The organism is Mesorhizobium kamtschaticum, assembly GCF_056174585.1.
This window is the reverse complement of sequence record NZ_CM149691.1, coordinates 4,046,786-4,065,176: the sequence shown is the minus strand read 5'-3', so window position 1 is coordinate 4,065,176 and position 18,391 is coordinate 4,046,786. Positions and strand designations below refer to the sequence as shown.

The window sequence follows — 18,391 nt, the reverse complement described above, 5'->3', positions numbered from 1 at the left end:
CGGGCTTTTTCCTTTCAGTCCCTCAGCGTCACGCCCTTCGCCTTGGCCCAGCGCTCGAGAATCCTGCGCTCGTCGGGCGTAGCCAGACGATTGCCGAAACCGCGCACCTGCACCGCCTGGTGCTGCGGATCGAGCTCGATCGTCAGCAACCGCTCGGTCTTGCCGAGCGCCTTGCGCCGCAGCACCCAGATCGAGGCGTAGCCGGCGATGCATTTGGCCGCATAGGACGACACGCAATGATGCATCGCCCGGCTCTCGGCAACGAGGTCCTCCGCCGTCTTCAACTGGCGGATGGAGAACCACTCGCCATGCGCCATCGCCGCCTTGGGTGGCGGATACCATTCCCAGTCCTGCAGGCGCGAGCCGGCCCATGCATTGTTCTGCGCCGGTGCGCCGGCGGCAGGCCGAGCCCGCGCGGCGGCACGCCGGCGCATTGCCTCGATGCGTTCGATCGCGGCAAGGTCGCGATGCCAATCCGACATCTGCCGGTTCAGCGAGGCAAGCGTGCGGCCCTTCAGGCTGTACGCTTTGTCGCGCCGACGCATGGCGCCGACATAGTCGCTGAGATCGTCGATCTTCTCCTTCGAGGCAGGATGCTCGCAGAAGAAACGCGCCACCTCGCGCCAGAAGGCCAGATCACCACGCGGCGTGCGCGCGATTTTCGTGCGCGCAAGTCGTGCAGCCAGCCCGCAATCCTCGGTGTAGGACCGCGCGATCGCGAACCAGAACGCCTCGTCGAAGGCAAAGTCGCCGGTCACGTTCAGGAAGCAGTGCACCTCCTTGCGCGACAGCCACGCATTGGCGCCCGCCTTGTAGAGCGAGTTGCCGCCCGCGGTCGCGATATACCAGGCCTTGCGCAGCTTGATCTCACCGGCATCAAGCCCCGAACTGTCAAGCCAGATCGCTTCGAGCGCAGCCGGGACCGGGTAGAGGGCAAAGAGATGACGCGCTGCCGCCAGCCGCAAACGCGCGGGGTCGCGCGTCTTCAGCTTCGGACGCCATGATCTGCGGCCACGAACCGCCATGCCGAAGCCGCGATGCGCTTCCTCGATCGCCCGCTCGAAATCCGGCGCGGGACGCGCCATGGCGGAAACCCGCCGCAGCGATGCTTGATATGCTTCAGTGCGTTGGCGCTCGGCGTCCTGCCTGCGCTGGATCATGGACCTGGCCATGGCCGTTCTTCCCAATTGGAACCCTGTCAGCCGCACGCAATTCCAGCGCCGGCACGGAATGTGTCGATCTGGGTTGGCGTGACATTTGACAGGTCTCCTCTGGGATGACGGGTTGGAATGGGCGGGCTCTCTAGGCTCACAAATAGTTTGGAGCAAGAGACATTCCTTCAATGTTTACAAGGGCCTGAGGGAGTGTTGCAAAGGCGCATCTCAGGGCTTCGGGCAGCCGTGATCGTCGGCCGGGAGCTTGTCGGCTCCACCGCATCAGTGACATAAGCGGCTTCGAAGCCGTTGCGGACAATGAACGCTGCACCGCACCGCTTGGCGGTCGTCGGATCGTCAGGAAATGGAATCCGCTGTGGCGCGGATCAGCCCGTCCGACCGCCGTGGAGGCGCGAAATGCGTGAACAAGATCTCATCGTGCCTCCTTCAAAAGCGTGATCGATACGGGATGCGGCGGATGAAGAGGGCCGCATGTCGGGCGTGGCTAATACCCCGGAACCATCCCGACAGCAATATGGTGCACTTGGCCAGCATCGGCAGGCCCGGACGAACCAACCGCGCCGAGCTGGTTTGGCGCACTTTGGGAAGTGGCCAACCGTTCGGCGCGAGCGCTTGCGTCAGGCAAGCGCTCGCGGCAGCTCTCCGGCCGGAATGCAGCCACCGCATTGTCGCCGTCGAAGCAGAAACACATGGGCCGCCTCCTGCTTGGTGCATCAGGCACGGTTGCTGAAATCGCGCACGACGCGCCGCAGCAACGGCACGTAGTCGCGAAACGTCCGCGTCTTCATGTTGGCGATCTTGCCAGCTTCGTCCCACATGCGGACCCGCACCGCCTCCTCATGGAAAGGATTTTTGCGGAACTCAGCCACCTCCTCGGCGCTCATCGGCCCGCCCTGCAGCGACAGCGTATGGACAGAGGCCTGCGAAAGCCTGCCGAAATAGGTCGGGTCGGTGGCGCAGAGATAGCGCTTGGCCGCGACGTGCAGCCTCACGCACTCGACGATGACCGGCGGGAAGAACGGCGCCAGCACCTCGCCGCCGGCCTCGTCATGATGTTTGTCCTCGACATCCTCGGGCGAATAGGTGCCGAACTCGCTGGTGTAGTGGCCGATGTCATGCAGCAGGGCCGCTGCCACCAGCGCTTCCGGCGCGCCGTCCTGCTCGGCAAACCAGGCGCCCTGCAGCATGTGCTCCGACATGGTGACAGGTTCGCCGAGATAGGATTCGGCACCCCGGCGCTCAAAGATGTCGGCGATGAACTCGACGATGGTGTCAGCGTTCAAATCCTGGCCGCTCATTCCGCGGCCTCCTTGAAGCTGTGTTCGATCGCGGCGAGCGTCGACAACAGACCGTCCTTGTCGGCGTAGCAGCCCTGCAGCCAGCGCTTGCCGGTGCCCGAAAACGCCTTGCGGGCATGCATGACGCGGGTGTTGTCGACGATGAACGCCTGGCCCGCTTCCAGCTTGAACGTCACCTCGAAGGACGGATCCTCGATCAGCTGGGCGAACCGGCGATAGGCGGCATAGTAGCCATCCATATCGGCGAACGGCACGTCGACGACAGGCGCCAGCGAGCGGTTGTTGAAGCGGATGCAGATCAGCTCGCCATCCGGCCCGAGTTCGATCATCGGCCGCTTCGCCTGCAGCCGCACGCCGGACGAGCCGGCATATTCGAAACGCGCCGGACAGGAACTCAACAGTCGGAAACCTTCGGGATTTTCGGCCTGCAGCGCGGCCGCGACGGCAAAACCGTCGACGACGCTGGATTCGCCGCCTTCCACCGTGTTCTCGATGCAGGACAGGATCTGCAGCGTCGGCACCGGATCGCGATAGGGATTGTCGGTGTGCGCCTGGAGGCCGAGATTGGTGTAGGCGAGATTGTTCGGGTTGACCTCGGCGCGCACTTCGAACCAGCGCCCGTAATTGGTCTCCCTGATATAACCGAACAGGTCGGAGACCTTGCACAGCGAACCGGATTCAGCCGGCAGGCCGTCCATCACCGCAAAGCCATAGGTCCTCACCGCCGAAAGCCATTCGCGCAAGACGCTGCGGCCGTGAACGGCCGCCGCGTAGCTGGCGCGCGGCACCGAATTCTGCATCGTCGCCTTGGTCCAGCGCTGGATGGCATCGCCCGTCCAGCCGGGCTGGCGGCGCTCGTCACGATCATAGGCGTTGGCGCTCAGCCATTGCGCGGGAAAGCTGACCGTTTTTCCTTCCGGCACGAAGCTGACTTCCAGCGCGCCGCCCTTGATCGCAGCCGCGCCAATTCTCGTCTCGGCCGGAATGTCGAGGATGGTGATGAGGCGCTGGCCGTTGCCGGCGCTGCGCGTCTTGTCGTCCAGCGCATTATCGCGCAGCCACATGGCGTGAAAGCGGGTGCGCCTCCCGTCCTGCCAGCCAAGTTCGATTGTTTTGCCTTCGTCGCCAACCAGCGCGTGGGTGAGCATGGGAGATGCCGTTCCTGTCCGTTGCAGCCTGCGGCCCGATCCGCAGGGTTTCGATTGCATGTTGGCCGCGCGAAAGGCATAACTCAAATTATCATTTTTTGGCCAATGGCATCAAATAACTAATGGCTCAAAGAACCATCCCGGCCTTGCCTCCCCTCGACTGGCTGCGCAGTTTCGAGGCGGCGGCGCGACTGTCGAATTTCACGGCGGCAGCAGCCGAACTCGGCCTCACACAAGCGGCCGTCAGCCAGCATATCAGGCTGCTCGAGGACCGGTTGAAAACGCGTCTGTTCTTGCGACTGGCGCGGGGCGTCGCGCTGTCGCCGGAGGGTGCTGCCTACCTGCCCCACATCCAGTCGGCCTTCGCCACCATCGGCAGCAGCACAACGGAGCTGTTCGAGCCGCGCGCCGTCCAGACCGTCTCGATCCGGGTGCCGATTTCCTTCGCCTTGCTGATCCTGGTCCCGGCGCTGCCCGATCTGGCCGAGGCGCTGCCGCGCATCCAGCTCGATCTGGTGACGATTCACCGCCCGACCGACTACGACCTGCCGGGCTCGGCGCTCGACATCCGCTTCGGCAACGGGTCTTTTCCCGGACGCGAGGGCGACAGGCTGACCGCCGAGCGGCTTGTGCCGGTGGCAAGCCCGGCCCTGGCCGGTGCTGCCGATTGGACAATCCTGCCGCTGCTTCTGGTCGCCGGTGCGCGCGAAATGTGGTCGGAGTGGTTCGCGGCCGCCGGACTGGCCGGCCACCCCCAACGGTCACACCGTTTCGACAGTTTCGTCGCCGCGATGCAAGCAGCGAGTGCCGGGGCCGGCGTGCTTCTGGGGTCGCGCCCGCTTGTCGACGCAGCACTCAACAGCGGGAGCCTGGTGCCGCTTTCCGATTTCGAGCTCGCGAGCACATCGGGCCATTTCCTGACCAGGGCGTCGACCGCGCGCCTGACCGGTGCCGAGCAGGATTTCAGCCAGTGGCTGCTGAAGCACCTCACCAGGAAGCCCTCGGGCTGACCGGCGCGGGCTATCGCGATGTGGCGCCGATGCGCTTCCAGTAGATCAGCGTGCCGGTCAGCCCGCCATGCGGCTTCAGCGCATAGTCCGGTATTTCGCCGGCCAAGGTGAAACCGAGTTTTTCGTAGAGGCCCGAAGCGCCCTCCTCCGTCGCCGTGTCCAGGACCAACAGGGTGCGCCCCATCTCGACGGCGAGACGCTCGGCGGCCCGCATCAGGCGCGTTCCGACGCCCCTGGCCCGGTGGTCGAGGCGTGTCATCAACTTGGCGATCTCGGCCCGGTGCGGCTGGTTGACTGGGAAGTCGAGCAGCAGCGTGACAGTACCGACAAGGACCTTACCGTCCCAGGCGCCGAGCACCACCCGTTCCCCTCTCGCCGCTGCTGCCAGCGACTTCTTCCAGAATGCGCTTGCAGCTTCCGGCGCCAGCGGATGCATGAAGCTGACGGAGCCGCCGGCGGCAACCGTTTCGACCAGCAGATCAGCCAGCATTGCCAGCGTTTCCGTATTTGCGCCGAGCGCCCCGATCTCGATGGAATTCATGGCCAGTCCTCTGGAAACGATGAATGGGTTCGATGCCGGCGTCAGTCGAGATGGCGCACGCGCCGCCGCTTGCGCGCTGCCTTGATGGCGCTGATGCGCTCGGTGTCCTCTTCCCTGAGATGCCGCCCGCGCTCTAGTATCTCGAGCGTGTATTCCTCATAGGTCAGGCCCAGCCGCTCGGCCTTGTCCATGCGCATCAGCATGACTTCGCGGCTTGGCGCCTTCCACGCCTTGGCGTGAGCGGCCTGCCAGGCCAGGAAGATGTAAGGGTCGCCCTTGCCCCAGGGCGGTCCCTTGTACTCGTCAAGAGGCGGCCCCCCATTGTGGGAGCGTTTTGGCCGTCTCGCCATGATCTCAGCCTCTGACCAGCGCGACGAGATAGTCGGCGCCCGCCTCCGGGGCGTGAAAGGTGCAGTCCGACGGCGCGCCGAGCGCCAGGCAGTCGCCGGGCCCCAACCTGTGCACCACATCGCCCTCGGTGAAGTCGAGCCGCCCGGAAATCAGCCAGATCTGCTGCTTGATGAAGGCATAGGAGGCCGCCGGCAGGCTGACCCTGGCGCCCGCCGGCAGGTGCACCTTGATCAATTCGAGCGGCATGTCGCCGGCCGGTGACAGATGCCGCCTGATATAGCCTGTATCGGGATCGCGCCACACCGGTTGGTCGGCCTCCCGCAGCAGCCCGCCGCCTTGCAATTCCGCTCGCGCGATGAGGGTCGACAGCGTCATGCCGAAGGCCGCCGCGATACGCACCAGAAGGGCCGCCGTCGGGCTGGTCATGCCGCGCTCGATCGTGCTCAGCATCGCCTTGGAAACGCCGGACCGCTCGGCGAGCTCGGCCAGCGACCAATCCCGCATCGCCCTTTCGGCGTGGATCCGTCTACCGATGGTCGAGGAAATATCGTTCGCTATATCATCCATTTGTCCATTATAGCGAAAGGCGAGCGTTGGAGAAGAGCCATTTAGCGACAATTTTCGCCAAGAGCTTAATCCTCTCTACACCATCCGACCTCATCCGACCTTAACCCCATTCCGGTAGGGTCCGATCTCAAGGGAAATGGGATTGGTCTGTCCATGTATGTCGAACGCGAAGCTTCCGTCGGAGAACCGACATCGCAGGAGCGCCGCGACGCGGAGCAGAACGACCGGCGCATCCTGGGCAATGTCGTGCAATGCGACGGCGCCCGCGCCACCATCGCCGCCTATGCCGATGACATCGATGGGTCCGTGACCGGCTTGTGGACGGTCGGCAAGATGATCTCGATCAATCTGGGCACGACGCGAACCGTGGGTCTCGTTTACGCGATCGGCAAATCGAACCGCGCCTGGAGCAATGAGGGCCAGAACCCCATCGAGGTCAGCATCGAACTGATCGGTGAGGTGCGCGACGGCACTGAGCCGGGCGCCAAGCCGATCTTCGATCGCGGTATCACCGCCTATCCGCATATTGGTGCTGTTGCGCACCGCATCCGCACCCGCGACCTGCAGGCGGTCTATGATCTCGCCGGCCGCCATTCCATTACCATCGGCTCGCTGGCGCAGGACGAGACGATCGCCGCCAACATCGCCATCGACGACACGCTGGCGCGCCATTTCGCCGTTGTCGGCACCACCGGCGTCGGCAAATCCACGGCCGTCTCGCTGCTGCTGCGCAAGTCGATCGAGGCACGCCCCGATTTGCGCATCCTGATCCTCGACCCGCACAATGAATTTGCGAGTTCGTTGCCTGAATATTGCGTCAAGGTCGATTCCAAGACGCTCGACCTGCCGTTCTGGATGTTCAAGCTCGAGGAATTCGCCGAGGTGCTGTTTCGCGGTCGTGAGACCGACGCGGAAGAGATCGACGCTCTGCGCGATCTCATTCCGCTCGCCAAGAACCTCTACCGCAACCCGAATTCAGGCGCCTATCTCAGGCGCGGCAGCGATGCGCTGACCGCCGATACGCCGGTGCCTTACCGCGTCGCCGACCTGCTCAAGCAGATCGATGAGCGCATGGGCATGCTCGAAAGCAAGAACGAGCGCCCGACGCTCAAATCGCTGAAGACGCGCATCGAATCGGCCGCCGCCGATCCGCGCTACCGCTTCATGTTCAATTCGCGCCTGATCGAGGACACCATCCACGAGACGATCGGCAACATTTTTCGCGTGCCGCATCACGGCCGCCCGGTGACCTGCTTCGAGATGGCCGGCATGCCCTCCGAGGTGGTCAATTCCGTCTGTTCGGTGCTGGCGCGCCTGGCCTTCGATCTCGCTCTGTGGAGCGAGGGCAAGCTGCAACTCTTGCTGCTGTGCGAGGAAGCGCATCGTTACATGCCGGCTGATCCGCGCCTCGGCTTCGCGCCGACAAGGCACGCACTGTCGCGCATCGCCAAGGAAGGCCGCAAATATGGCTGCTATCTCGGCGTCGTCACCCAGCGCCCGGGCGAGCTTGACCCGACCATCCTGTCGCAATGCTCGACTTTCTTTGCCATGCGGCTCGCTAACGAGCAGGACCAGGCGATCATCCGTTCGGCCATCGCCGACTCGTCCGCCTCGACGCTTGCCTTCCTGTCGTCCATGGGTCAGCGCGAAGCCATTGCCTTCGGCGAAGGCGTGGCGACGACTATGCGGCTGAAATTCGAAAGATTGCCCAGTCACTTGCTTCCTGGCACGTCCAAGCGCGAAGAAGCCATTTCGTCGAAAGGCGATGATGTCGACCTGGTGGCGATCGTCGAGCGGCTTCGTAACGTGCCGAAACCGACGCCGCAGGCGATGGCCTTCGCCGAAGTGGTCGACTCCAGCCGGCAGGCCGGCGACCCCGACTACCGCAAGCCGCCGGCCACTCGCGCGCCATCGGACGACGATTTCGACATGCGCTACGGCCTCAAGCCCGCCACCTTCGGCCTGCGCCCTCAGAACGACTGAACCTGGGCGCTACGTCCACCTGCCGACACTTCTGAAAATTCCGCACAAGCGGACTCTGTCCCTGTCTTCGCTGGCCAGCCTGGATAAATCCCGTCAGGGAATTCGTCAGGCTGAGTCGCCTGGTGCTGTTTTCGAGAACCGGAGCGGAGCGGACATTGAGTCCGTGAGCACCGGAAGCGCAGAAAACAGCAGCAGACGGCCGGCCTCACGAATTCAGTGATGGGATTTTAGGCGCAGACGCGGTTGCGGCCCTGCCGTTTGGCTTCGTAGAGTTGGCGGTCGGCGCGGCGATAGAACTCCTCGGCCGTTTCCTTGCGGTCCCAGACGGCAAGGCCGACGCTGGTGGTGATCTTGAGCCGCACATTGCCCGAAAGGATCGACATGTTGGCGATTGCCTTGCGGATGCGCTCGGCGAATTTGGCCAGCAGTTCCGCCTCCATGTTGGGCGTGACGACGGCAAACTCCTCGCCGCCCAGCCGCGCCACCACATCATGGAACCGTGTCATGTCCTTGAGGCAACTGGCGACTGCCTTGAGCACCTCGTCGCCGACATCATGCCCATGGGTGTCGTTGACCTGCTTGAAATGGTCGAGATCGAGGATCATCAGCCCGACCGGCTTTTCGATGCGTCGGAACTCCTCGAGATATTCCTTCAGCGCATCGTCGAAATAGCGTCGGTTCTGCATGCCGGTCAGACCGTCGGTCAGCGCGGCGTGCTCGAGCGTTTCGGAGCGGGCGCTGAGCGAAACCGTCATGGCGCGCAGCTTGCCTTCTTCCGTCGCCTGTTTGCGGATCAGCGGGTAGATGAAGAAGATGCCGAAAAACAGCGCGGTCGCAAGCAGCACGCCCGTCGCGAACAACAGCTTGTTGAGGTAAATGACCTTGTCCAGGCCCGACTGCGTATGGAGTTCCGTGGCGAAGGATTGCAGAGTCCATAGGCGTGCAGCGTCACCAGGCCAGCGGCGAGGATCACGAAAATAAAGACGAAAAATGCGGATTCCGCCTTATGGAAACGCATCTGCTCCCCAATGCAAAAGTGCCCATCGACCTTATGGCACGCCCCGCCTTACGGAGCGTTAATTCCGACAACTTCGGCGGGAACCCTTCCCTCAGGGTCAACTTTTTAAGTTGCATTAGCAACAAGTGTTTGGATCGTGGTTTCGAGATCGTCACCGGGGCGCAATCTCCGCCATTCCGGCCCCAGCTGATGCCGAAACCAGGTCGCCTGCCGCTTGGCGTATTGCCGGGTTGCGATCTTGGCGCGCTCGATCGCCTCGGGAAAACTGGTTAGTCCGGCCATCGCGGCCTGCAGGTCACGAACGCCGATCGCCTTCATCGCCGGCAGGTCGGGATCGAGGCCAAGGGCCGCTAGTTGCCTGACTTCCTCCAGCGCACCCTTGTCGAGCATCTGGTCGAAACGCCTTTCGATGCGGTCAACCAGCGCGGCCCGGTCCGGCTCAATAACCAGGAAACGCGCCGTCTGCCTGTCGATGAGCGGCCGGCCGCGCTCTGCCTGCCAATCCAGGATCGACCGGCCGGAGGCGTCGAGTACTTCGAGCGCCCGCACGACGCGCTGACTGTCGGTTGGCTTGAGCTGCATGGCGGCTCTCGAATCCTCGCGCAGCAGCAGGCTGTGCAGCTTGACCGCGCCTTGCTCCTTCAACTCGTAGCGCCAGCGGTCGCGGATGCGCGACGGAATGTCGGGCATTTCCGAAATACCCTCGGCCAGCGCGCGAAAGTAGAGGCCGGTGCCGCCGACGAAAACCGGCCGCCGCGACAGCATGCCGTCGTCGATGAGCTTCATCACATCGCGCAGCCAAGCACCCGTCGAATAGGCTGTACCGGGATGGACGTGGCCGTAGAGAAAATGCGGCACGCGTGCGAGGTCGGCCGCCTCCGGCCGGGCCGTCAGCACGTCGAGCACCGAATAGCCTTGCATGGAATCGGTGTTGACGATGACGCCGCCCGCGCGTTCGGCCAGCTCGAGCGCCAATGCCGACTTGCCGCTGGCGGTCGGCCCGGCTATCAGGATCGCGTTCTTCACGCGGCCTTCGCCCGCATCCGCGCCGGAATTCTCCATGCCGCTCATTGCCACGCTTGTTTCCCGTCCCGCCGACCGCGCTCTGTCGCCGTCGCTTGCGAATATGGCCTCACGGTCGGTGGGCGCAAGCACTGTCGTCTGGCTGGCCGAAGGCATTGCCTGCGATCTTGCCTTACCGCAAGAGGCTGACGCCGCCGATATCACCGCTGCCTTGCGCGCCGCGCTGGCCGCGGAACCGGTCGATGTGATCGTCCAGCAGGCCGAAACGCGGCGCAAGAAGATCCTCATCGCCGACATGGATTCGACCATGATCGATCAGGAATGCATCGACGAACTGGCCGACGAGATCGGCGTCAAGGATCGCGTCGCCACTATTACCGCGCGGTCGATGAATGGCGAGATCGCCTTCGAGCCGGCGCTGCGTGAGCGCGTCGCGCTGCTGAAGGGACTCGATGCCGCCGTCGTCGACCGCATCGTCGCCAATCGGCTGACGCTGGCCTCGGGCGGCCGCACGCTGGTCCAGACCATGCGCGCCAACGGCGCCTGGACGGCACTGGTCTCGGGCGGCTTCGAGGTGTTCACGACGCGCATCGCGGCCATGCTCGGTTTTCAGGAAAACCGCGCCAATCGCTTGCTCGAACAGGACGGACGCTTCACCGGCCTGGTCGGCGAACCGATCCTCGGCCGCGCCGCCAAGGCCGACGCGCTGCTCGAAATTTCGGCGCGTCTTGGATTGACGCCGGCCGATGCCATCGCCGTCGGCGACGGCGCGAACGATCTCGACATGATCCGCCTCGCCGGTACCGGTGTCGCGCTTCACGCCAAGCCGACAGTGGCGGCGCAGGCCAAGGTCCGTATCGACCATGGCGACCTGACGGCATTGCTTTATTTGCAGGGCTATCGCCAGGAAGAATTCGTCCAATGAAACCCATGCGCACCGAGCGGCTCATCCTGCGCAATTGGGAAGAGCGCGACCGCGAACTTTTCCATCGCATCAACTCCGATGAGCGCGTCATGGAATTCTTCCCGTTTCGCCGCAACCGCGCGGCAGCCGACGCCAAGATGGACGAATTTCGGGTCGACATCGAACGAGATGGCTACGGTTTCGCCGCGGCCGAGATCATCGCATCAGGCCAATGCGTCGGCTTTGTCGGCATCACCGCAACCGATGATCTGCCGTTCCTGCCGGCCGGCGCCATCGAGATCGGCTGGCGACTGGCGCCCGAATTCTGGGGCAAGGGATATGTCACCGAGGCCGCCGAGGCATGGCTGGCCTACGGCTTCGACGCGCTTGGGCTTGGCGAGATCGTCTGCCTGGCAGTCGCGGACAACCACCGCTCCACCGCCGTCATGGAACGCCTCGGCATGACCACCGATCCGTCGGCCAATTTCGATCATCCAGACATTCCCGACAGCCACCCCGCCCTCAAGCGGCATGTGTTCTACAGGCTCGCGGCAACGGATTGGCGCGCAAGAAAAGGGCGGCTCGCTAGCCGCCCTTTTTATTTGATATCAGTAGGTTTCCGGCCTCAGTCCATCCGGATCGTCACGAAGCGCAACTCACCGGTCTTCGACGCCAGCATCAAGAGCGCGTTCTTGCGGCCCTGCTCCTTCAGCGCGCCGATCCGGTCCATGACGTCCTTGGGCGTGGCGACCGATTCCTGGGCGATCTCGGTGATCACTTCGCCGGGCTGGATGCCGCGCTCGGCGGCGGCCGAGTCCTTGGCCACATCGGTGATGACGACGCCGGAGACATCGGCGGCGATGCTGAACTTCTTGCGCGTCTCGTCATTGAGCTCGCCGACGGTCATGCCAAGCACCGAAGCGGTCGAAACGGCCGGAGCCTTGTTGCCCTTGTCCTGGTCGGTGTTGCCGTTCTCGCCGCTGGCGAGCTTTTCGCCATCCTCGAGCCGGCCGAGCGTCACCTTCACCGTCTGCTCGACGCCCTTGCGCACGATCAGCACGTCGACGGCCTTGCCAACCGGGCTTTCGGCGACGACGCGCGGCAGGTCGCGCATTTCATGGATGTCCTTGCCGTCGAACTTGATGATGACGTCGCCCGCCTGGATGGTGCCGTTGTCGACGGGGCCGCCCTTGATGACGCCCGCGACCAGCGCACCCTTGGCGGTCGCCATGCCGAGGCTTTCGGCGATGTCGTCCGTTACCGGCTGTATGCGCACGCCGAGCCAGCCGCGCCGCGTCTCGCCAAACTGGCGCAACTGGTCGACGACGCCCGAAGCAAGCTGCGAGGGGATGGAGAAGCCGATGCCGATCGAGCCGCCGGACGGCGAAATGATCGCGGTGTTGATGCCGATGACCTCGCCGGCGCTGTTGAACAGCGGGCCGCCCCGAATTGCCGCGGTTGATCGCGGCGTCGGTCTGGATGAAATCGTCATAGGGACCGGAATTGATGTCGCGGTTGCGGGCCGAAACGATGCCGACCGTGACCGTGCCGCCGAGGCCGAACGGATTGCCGACCGCCATCACCCAGTCGCCGACACGCATCTTGGTGGAATCGCCGAATTTCACGGCGGTCAGCTTGTGGCCCTTCGGATCGACCTTGAGCACCGCGACATCGGTCTTGGTATCGGTGCCGACCAGCGTCGCCTTCAAGGTGATGCCATCGGAGAAATTGACCTCGATGTCGTCGGCGTCCGCAATCACGTGGTTGTTGGTGACGACGATGCCTTGCTCGGCGTCGATGACGAAGCCGGAGCCCAGCGACTGCACCTTCTGCGCGCCATTGTCCTTGCCGCCGCCGCGGTTCTTGAAGAAGTCGTCGAAGAAGTCCTGGAACGGCGAGCCTTCGGGAAGCTGCGGCATCGGCACCGCGCCCGGCCCTTCCGTGCCCTTCACCGTCTGCGAGGTCGAGATGTTGACCACAGCGCCGAGCACGCCTTGCGCCAGGTCGGCCACCGAAGCAGGTCCGTCTGCCGCGAAGGTCGGCGTCACGAAGGACGGGACGGCGACAGTACCGACAAGAAGCGCTGCCGTGCCAGCGATGAACGTCCGCCGTGCCGCGCGCAAAAGGAGTGTGGATGTCATCGAGAAGCCTCCCGGTCTTTCTGAAAGAGAAAGCGCAACGGCGAAAACACCGTGTTGCACCATGTTGGCAAAAAATACGGCACGTTTGCGGCTACGACTACCGGCAGAGGATAAATCCTCCGTTATGCCGAAGACGAAAACCGGTGGCTCTCATCCGCCGCGGACCAGCCAGACGATGCCGACACCGATGGCAATCGCGACCAGCCCCGCGATCCGCAATGCATTCTCCGGCATCGACAGCACCTCGCCCGCGAGTTTCCTCGCGAAACTGGGAAAGCCGCCATAGACCAGGCCCTCGATCACGAGGACCAGGCCTATCGCCGCGAAGAAGTCCTGCACCGGCTATTGCTGGCCGGTGCTGGGTTGTGTCGCCGGCGCGGTGGGTGCCGTCGCCGGTGCGGCGGGTGCCGTCGGCGTCGGCTTCGCCGGCCCTTCCTTGCCGTCCGGATCGCGGAAGAAGCGGAAGAACTCCGAATTCGGCGACAGCACCATGGTCGTCCCGGTGTTGTCCAGCGCCGTACTATAGGCATTCATCGACCGGTAGAAATCGAAGAAGGCCGGGTCACGCTGGTAGGCTCCGGCGAAGGTGGCACTGCGCTGAGCTTCGCCCTCGCCGCGCAGGATCTCGGACTCCTTCTGCGCTTCGGCGACGATCTCGACCACTTCGCGATCGGCGCGTGCCGTGATGCGCTGTGCGGCCTCATTGCCGCGTGCCCGCAGGCGAGCGGCCTCGGCCAGGCGTTCGGCCTTCATGCGATCGTAGGTCTGCTGTGAAACCTCGGCCGTGAGGTCGGTGCGGCGGATGCGGACATCCTCGATCTGCAGGCCAAGCGAGGTGGCATCGGGCCGGAGCTGATCGCGCACTTCGCGCATCATCACCGCGCGCTCTTCGGAGAGTGCGGCCTCGAAGTCGCGCAAACCGTAGACGCGGCGCAAGGCCGCGTCGAGACGGGTCCTCAGCCGCGCTTCGGCCAGTTCGATCTGGCCGGACACCGCGGCACGGAAGACGCGTGGATCCGAGATGCGATAGGCGATGAAGGCATCGACCTCATAGAACTTGCCGCCCGACACCTGGACACGGATGTTGTCGAGATCAAAGCGCAGCACCCTGTTCTCGATCAGTTGCACCGTATCGGCGTCGAAGAACGAGAACGGCGCCTTGAAGTAGATGCCGGGCTCGCTCTTGACGTCGACGATCTCGCCGAAGCGCAGCACCAGCGCCTGCTGGCGGGCATTGACCACGAAGACCGAGGAATAGATCAGGAACAGGATGACCGCGGCGATGACGACGAAGATGGGAAGACGGTTGGCCATCACTGGGTACCTCCCGTATTCGCGGCAGGTGCGGCCGGGGCCGGCGGTTTGGGCTGCAATGCCGGCAGCGGCAGATAAGGCACGACGCCTTGTCCGTTGCCCTGCTCGACGATGACCTTGCTCGAGTCCTTCAGAACTCTCTCCATGGTTTCCAGATAAAGGCGTTTGCGCGTGACATCAGGGGCCTTGGCGTATTCGTCATAGACCGAGATGAAGCGCTGGGCCTCACCTTCGGCTTCCTGCACCACACGGTTCTTGTAGGCGGCCGCGTCTTCGCGAACCTGTGCCGCTTGGCCGCGCGCCTGGCCGAGCTTCTGGTTGGAATACTGATTGGCCTGCTCGACGAACTTGTCCTCGTCCTGCTCGGCGCGCTGCACCTCGTCGAACGCATCGGCCACTTCGCGTGGCGGTGCCGCATCTTCGATGGAGACGGCGTTGATGTTGAGGCCGGCCTTGTAGCCGTCAAGCGTCGTCTGGATGATCTCGCGCACCGAGGCCGCTATACCCTGGCGATCGTCGCGAAAAATGTCCTGTGCCGGCCGGCGGCCGACAGCTTCGCGCATGGCGCTTTCGGCGACCTGCCGCAGCATGCCGTCCGGGTCGGAGACGTCGAACAGATAGGCGCGGGGATCGGAGACCTGGTAGGCCACCGAAAACTGCACGTTGACGATGTTCTGGTCACCCGACAGCATCAGGCCGTTGCCGCTGGTGTTGCCGCCGCCAATGTCGACGAGCTGCTCGGAAATCTTGGCCGTCTCGACGGTTTCAAGCGGCCACCAATGGAAATGCAGGCCGGGCTGGGAAAGTGCGGGCTTCGGCTTGCCGAAGCGGAGTTCGACCGCGACCTCGTCGGGCTGCACCGTATAGACCGCCTGGAATGCCCAGAGAACGACCAGCACCGCGGCGATAAGCCCGAATACCGCTGGACTGGCACCGCCGCCGCCGGGCAGCGCGCGCCGCAGCCGATCCTGGCCGCGGCGAATGATGTCCTCGAGATCGGGAGGTGAGCCCTGTGGCCCGCTCGGTCCCTTTGGTCCCTGCCCCCAGGGACCCTGATTGTTGCCGCCGCCGCCGCCCCATGGGCCGCCGCCACCGCCGCTCTTGTCGTTCCAGGGCATGAATGTCCTTTCGCTTGGAATTCCCTCAAGCGCCGGTGTTACGGCGCAAAAATCCAGTGTAGTTCTTCTATAGGGATGTGGCAGCACGCTTTCAACGCGATGCCCCGCCGACGTCATCCGTTTTGGGCCGGTCGCGACCCTTTGTCGTCTTTCAATACCTTTTTTGTCTTTCAATGTATCTCGCGGCGGCGCTCATAAACCGAATAGCGCGTTGCGTGGCTGTCCTTTTCGCCGGCCGGCACCTCCTGCGAACTGACCAGGCGCCATGTCTGAGGGTCGATCGGCGGGAAATGCGCATCGCCGTCGACGGCGGCCAGCACATGGGTAACGTGCAGCCGGTCGGCCAGCGGCAGCGCCTGCGCATAGATCTCGCCGCCGCCGATGACGCAGACCTCGTCCACGCCGGCCATGCAGCGTCCACGCACCGTTGCCAGCTGAATCGCGGCCTCCAGCGTGTGCGCCACCTCGACGCCCTCGGCGCGCCAGGCCTTGTCGCGGGTGACGACGATGTTCAGCCGGCCCGGCAGGGGGCGACCAATGCCTTCGTAGGTCTTGCGTCCCATGATGATGGGCTTGCCCATCGTGTCGGCCTTGAAACGCTTGAGGTCGGTGGAGAGCCGCCAGGGCAACCCGCCATCCCGCCCGATCACACCGTTCTCGGCGATGGCGACATAGATCGCGACGTGCATCAGTTCGCGTCCCCGCCATTGCTGTCCGACGGTTCGAGCAGCAGGATGTCGATATCATGCTCGGGATAAAAATCGTTCGCGGTCATCTCGAAACTCGTCGGCCCGACCTTTTTGACATTGTCGCCGCAGAACGAGACCATCGCTTTGGGATTGCCCTTGTCGATGGTCAGCTTGAACTTGCCGATGGTGCCCGCCGCCCAGTTGCCGCCGGTGGTTAGGACATAGGCGATGCGGCTTTCGTAATATTTCGGGTAACCGTCCGGATTGTCCTTTGCCGCCTTGCGCACCGCGTTCTCGAATGTGTCGTCCATGCAGTAGCGGGTCTTGTAAGCCGCATACTGGCCCTGGAACTTGCCGTCGTAGAAAAAGCTGACCGAGGACGTGCCGCCGACACTCGGCTTGTAGCGGTGCGAAACATGGACGTCTTTGTTGGCCGGAAAGGTCGAGCGCCACCAATAGGTCGAGCGCAACTGCCACCATGGCGCGTAGGACGGTGTGGCGCTTTGGTCGCTGTCGCCTTCCGGGTCCTCGATGATGATGCCGCGGTTGACCCAGTCTTCGGCCACCGCCTTTGGCAGCTTCGCCAATGCAGCCTTGGCCGCATCGCCGAACGGGTTGAACGGCACATTCTGCGCCTTGAGGTCGGCGCTGATGTCGATGCCGAGCGCGAACACCTTCTGCTCGAGCTCAGGCTTTGCCGGCGCGCCGTCGATCGTCACCTCGAAGCCGAGGAAATTGTCGCTCTGGTTTTCCGGGATCGCCGGCATTTCTTCCGGATCTCCTGAAATGTCGGGCATCGGGAAGGCGACGATCGCGCTGACATCCTTGTCGGTGTTGTTGTGGAAGACGTAGTCGACCGTAACTTTCTCGGGCGAGATGAAGAGATCCTCGCTTTGCATCGCGACCGCGTCGTTACGCGACAGAATGAGGCCACCGGTGCCGAGTTCGGCAGTCGAATCATTGGCCATTGCCGGCGCGGCCGAAAGCGCCAACGCCACAGTCAGAACATATCGCAACATCGAAGCCCCCTCGGCTGGAATGCCCGGATGACCCTAGCTGTTTCAATGTGGCGTTTCAAAGCCCTTCCGTCTCACGGGACCGTCCGGACGGTCTGGACTAACAGGTTCCGATCGGGCAGGAGTTCGCCCCATGCGCAAGCTTCTCGTCATCGGCATCGGCGCCGGCAATCCCGACCACATGACGGTTCAGGCCATATCAGGCCTGAACCGTGCCGACGTGCTGTTCATCCCCGACAAGGGCGCCAGGAAGAACGACCTTGCCGAATTGCGGCGCGAGATCTGCGACCGCTTCGTCACCAACCCGAGATCGCGCCGCGTCGAATTCGATGTGCCGGTGCGCGCCGAGCCGGCGCCGTCCTACCGTTCGACCGTCGACGACTGGCACGAAGCCATCGCCGCCATCTACGAGAGCCTGATCCGCGACGAGATTGCGGAAGATGGCTGCGGCGCTTTCCTGATCTGGGGCGATCCTTCGCTCTATGACAGCGCGCTGCGTATTCTTGAGCGCGTGCGCCTGCGAGACAATGTCGCCTTCGAGCTGGAGGTCATCCCCGGCATAACCGCCATCCAGGCGCTTGCCGCCAGCCATAAAATGGCGCTGAACCGCATCGGCGATTCCATCCTGGTCACCACCGGCCGCAGGCTGACCGAAGAGGGCCTGGCCAATAATGCCGGCAGCACCGTCGTCATGCTGGACGGCAAATGCGCCTTCAACACGCTCGCCGACCAGGATGTCACCATCCATTGGGGCGCCTATCTCGGCACACCGGACGAGATTCTTGTCTCGGGCCGCCTCGGCGATGTCGGCGCCGAGATCGAAAAGGTCCGCGAGGAAGCCCGCCGAAAGAAGGGCTGGATCATGGACACCTATCTGCTGCGCAAGCCCGGCGAATAGGAAGGCAATAAGGGAGTACGGCAGTAGGGCAGTAGGTGAAGGAATGTTTTGTGCTGGAAGACAGCCACGAATGACTGCCCTACTGCCCTACTGCCACTGCCCTACTGCCCTACTGCCCTACTGCCCTACTGCCCTACTGCCCTACTGCCCTACTGCCCTACTGCCCTACTGCCCTACTGCCCTACTGCCCTACTGCC

At 63.7% G+C, this 18,391-nt stretch carries 16 protein-coding genes and 3 pseudogenes; 5 read left to right on the top strand and 14 right to left on the bottom strand.

Features of this window, described 5'->3' with window-relative positions:
* Window positions 1-14 precede the first annotated feature (14 nt).
* The 3 genes from AC0V7N_RS20065 to tmpA all read right to left on the bottom strand — a co-directional run bounded on the left by AC0V7N_RS20065 (window position 15) and on the right by tmpA (window position 3,621).
* Entirely contained in the window at window positions 15-1,172 is a 1,158-nt protein-coding gene (locus tag AC0V7N_RS20065; RefSeq protein WP_475450181.1) for a PcfJ domain-containing protein, read from the bottom strand.
* A 716-nt stretch (window positions 1,173-1,888) separates the two neighbouring features.
* A complete protein-coding gene (gene tmpB / locus AC0V7N_RS20060; protein WP_475450180.1) occupies window positions 1,889-2,473 on the bottom strand; it encodes a (R)-1-hydroxy-2-trimethylaminoethylphosphonate oxygenase in 585 nt (194 codons plus the stop codon).
* Window positions 2,470-3,621 (bottom strand): 2-trimethylaminoethylphosphonate dioxygenase, encoded by a 1,152-nt coding sequence (gene tmpA, locus AC0V7N_RS20055; RefSeq protein WP_475450179.1) that lies wholly within the window; start codon window positions 3,619-3,621, stop codon window positions 2,470-2,472. Before tmpA ends, tmpB begins: the two co-directional genes overlap by 4 nt.
* 122 nt (window positions 3,622-3,743) lie before the next feature.
* On the opposite strand from tmpA, the gene AC0V7N_RS20050 reads away from it, so the two are divergent.
* Window positions 3,744-4,631 carry a LysR family transcriptional regulator gene (locus AC0V7N_RS20050; protein ID WP_475450178.1) on the top strand — a complete coding sequence of 296 codons (888 nt, stop codon included), beginning with the start codon at window positions 3,744-3,746 and terminating at the stop codon, window positions 4,629-4,631.
* A 10-nt stretch (window positions 4,632-4,641) separates the two neighbouring features.
* Here AC0V7N_RS20050 and AC0V7N_RS20045 read toward each other — a convergent pair whose 3' ends face one another.
* The 3 genes from AC0V7N_RS20045 to AC0V7N_RS20035 are packed head-to-tail and all read right to left on the bottom strand — an operon-like array spanning window position 4,642 to window position 6,090.
* Entirely contained in the window at window positions 4,642-5,172 is a 531-nt protein-coding gene (locus AC0V7N_RS20045) for a GNAT family N-acetyltransferase (RefSeq protein WP_475450177.1), read from the bottom strand.
* 41 nt (window positions 5,173-5,213) lie between these two features.
* Entirely contained in the window at window positions 5,214-5,522 is a 309-nt protein-coding gene (locus AC0V7N_RS20040; protein ID WP_095202239.1) for a hypothetical protein, read from the bottom strand.
* A 4-nt stretch (window positions 5,523-5,526) separates the two neighbouring features.
* Window positions 5,527-6,090, bottom strand: a complete 564-nt coding sequence (locus tag AC0V7N_RS20035; protein ID WP_475450176.1) for a helix-turn-helix domain-containing protein — start codon at window positions 6,088-6,090, stop codon at window positions 5,527-5,529.
* Between the two features lie 153 nt (window positions 6,091-6,243).
* On the opposite strand from AC0V7N_RS20035, the gene AC0V7N_RS20030 reads away from it, so the two are divergent.
* A complete protein-coding gene (locus AC0V7N_RS20030; protein ID WP_475450175.1) occupies window positions 6,244-8,073 on the top strand; it encodes an ATP-binding protein in 1,830 nt (609 codons plus the stop codon).
* 227 nt (window positions 8,074-8,300) lie between these two features.
* Here the strand turns inward: AC0V7N_RS20030 and AC0V7N_RS20025 are convergent.
* Window positions 8,301-9,091, bottom strand: a pseudogene (locus tag AC0V7N_RS20025) (GGDEF domain-containing protein).
* A gap of 105 nt (window positions 9,092-9,196) precedes the next feature.
* Window positions 9,197-10,162: a tRNA (adenosine(37)-N6)-dimethylallyltransferase MiaA gene (miaA, locus tag AC0V7N_RS20020; RefSeq protein ID WP_475460407.1), complete on the bottom strand. Its 966-nt coding sequence runs from the start codon at window positions 10,160-10,162 to the stop codon at window positions 9,197-9,199.
* Here miaA and serB point away from each other — a divergent pair.
* Window positions 10,152-11,039: a phosphoserine phosphatase SerB gene (gene serB / locus AC0V7N_RS20015; protein ID WP_475450174.1), complete on the top strand. Its 888-nt coding sequence runs from the start codon at window positions 10,152-10,154 to the stop codon at window positions 11,037-11,039. The genes miaA and serB overlap by 11 nt on opposite strands.
* Window positions 11,036-11,593: pseudogene (locus AC0V7N_RS20010) on the top strand (GNAT family N-acetyltransferase); the annotation flags it as partial. The gene serB and the pseudogene AC0V7N_RS20010, both read left to right, overlap by 4 nt.
* A 50-nt stretch (window positions 11,594-11,643) precedes the next feature.
* Here AC0V7N_RS20010 and AC0V7N_RS20005 read toward each other — a convergent pair.
* The 6 genes and pseudogenes from AC0V7N_RS20005 to AC0V7N_RS19980 all read right to left on the bottom strand — a co-directional run bounded on the left by AC0V7N_RS20005 (window position 11,644) and on the right by AC0V7N_RS19980 (window position 17,299).
* Window positions 11,644-13,159: pseudogene (locus tag AC0V7N_RS20005) on the bottom strand (DegQ family serine endoprotease).
* 150 nt (window positions 13,160-13,309) lie between these two features.
* Complete coding sequence (locus tag AC0V7N_RS20000; protein WP_140889426.1) at window positions 13,310-13,498, bottom strand: DUF2065 domain-containing protein; 189 nt, start codon at window positions 13,496-13,498, stop codon at window positions 13,310-13,312.
* A 3-nt stretch (window positions 13,499-13,501) separates the two neighbouring features.
* Complete coding sequence (gene hflC, locus AC0V7N_RS19995) at window positions 13,502-14,473, bottom strand: protease modulator HflC (protein ID WP_475450172.1); 972 nt, start codon at window positions 14,471-14,473, stop codon at window positions 13,502-13,504.
* On the bottom strand, window positions 14,473-15,591 hold the full coding sequence (gene hflK / locus AC0V7N_RS19990) for an FtsH protease activity modulator HflK (protein WP_475450171.1): 1,119 nt from the start codon (window positions 15,589-15,591) through the stop codon (window positions 14,473-14,475). The genes hflC and hflK overlap by 1 nt, the downstream gene beginning before the upstream one ends.
* Window positions 15,592-15,761: 170 nt before the next feature.
* Window positions 15,762-16,280 (bottom strand): dihydrofolate reductase, encoded by a 519-nt coding sequence (locus AC0V7N_RS19985; RefSeq protein ID WP_475450170.1) that lies wholly within the window; start codon window positions 16,278-16,280, stop codon window positions 15,762-15,764.
* The gene (locus AC0V7N_RS19980) at window positions 16,280-17,299 is read right to left on the bottom strand and encodes a DUF4424 domain-containing protein (protein ID WP_475450169.1); all 1,020 of its coding nucleotides are present in this window, start codon (window positions 17,297-17,299) and stop codon (window positions 16,280-16,282) included. Before AC0V7N_RS19980 ends, AC0V7N_RS19985 begins: the two co-directional genes overlap by 1 nt.
* Before the next feature lie 130 nt (window positions 17,300-17,429).
* Here AC0V7N_RS19980 and cobF point away from each other — a divergent pair, with 130 nt between their 5' ends.
* Entirely contained in the window at window positions 17,430-18,194 is a 765-nt protein-coding gene (gene cobF, locus AC0V7N_RS19975) for a precorrin-6A synthase (deacetylating) (RefSeq protein WP_475450168.1), read from the top strand.
* Window positions 18,195-18,391: the final 197 nt, after the last annotated feature.

Bases quoted from the DNA above. Each gene is read 5' to 3' on its own strand.
- hflC (WP_475450172.1), bottom strand. From the start codon at position 14,473: ATGGCCAACCGTCTTCCCATCTTCGTCGTCATCGCCGCGGTCATCCTG.
- tmpA (WP_475450179.1), bottom strand. From the start codon at position 3,621: ATGCTCACCCACGCGCTGGTTGGCGACGAAGGCAAAACAATCGAACTT.
- AC0V7N_RS20065 (WP_475450181.1), bottom strand. From the start codon at position 1,172: ATGGCCAGGTCCATGATCCAGCGCAGGCAGGACGCCGAGCGCCAACGC.
- serB (WP_475450174.1), top strand. From the start codon at position 10,152: ATGCCGCTCATTGCCACGCTTGTTTCCCGTCCCGCCGACCGCGCTCTG.
- AC0V7N_RS19980 (WP_475450169.1), bottom strand. From the start codon at position 17,299: ATGTTGCGATATGTTCTGACTGTGGCGTTGGCGCTTTCGGCCGCGCCG.
- AC0V7N_RS20035 (WP_475450176.1), bottom strand. From the start codon at position 6,090: ATGGATGATATAGCGAACGATATTTCCTCGACCATCGGTAGACGGATC.
- tmpB (WP_475450180.1), bottom strand. From the start codon at position 2,473: ATGAGCGGCCAGGATTTGAACGCTGACACCATCGTCGAGTTCATCGCC.
- cobF (WP_475450168.1), top strand. From the start codon at position 17,430: ATGCGCAAGCTTCTCGTCATCGGCATCGGCGCCGGCAATCCCGACCAC.
- hflK (WP_475450171.1), bottom strand. From the start codon at position 15,591: ATGCCCTGGAACGACAAGAGCGGCGGTGGCGGCGGCCCATGGGGCGGC.
- AC0V7N_RS20045 (WP_475450177.1), bottom strand. From the start codon at position 5,172: ATGAATTCCATCGAGATCGGGGCGCTCGGCGCAAATACGGAAACGCTG.
- AC0V7N_RS20050 (WP_475450178.1), top strand. From the start codon at position 3,744: ATGGCTCAAAGAACCATCCCGGCCTTGCCTCCCCTCGACTGGCTGCGC.
- miaA (WP_475460407.1), bottom strand. From the start codon at position 10,162: ATGAGCGGCATGGAGAATTCCGGCGCGGATGCGGGCGAAGGCCGCGTG.
- AC0V7N_RS19985 (WP_475450170.1), bottom strand. From the start codon at position 16,280: ATGCACGTCGCGATCTATGTCGCCATCGCCGAGAACGGTGTGATCGGG.
- AC0V7N_RS20040 (WP_095202239.1), bottom strand. From the start codon at position 5,522: ATGGCGAGACGGCCAAAACGCTCCCACAATGGGGGGCCGCCTCTTGAC.
- AC0V7N_RS20030 (WP_475450175.1), top strand. From the start codon at position 6,244: ATGTATGTCGAACGCGAAGCTTCCGTCGGAGAACCGACATCGCAGGAG.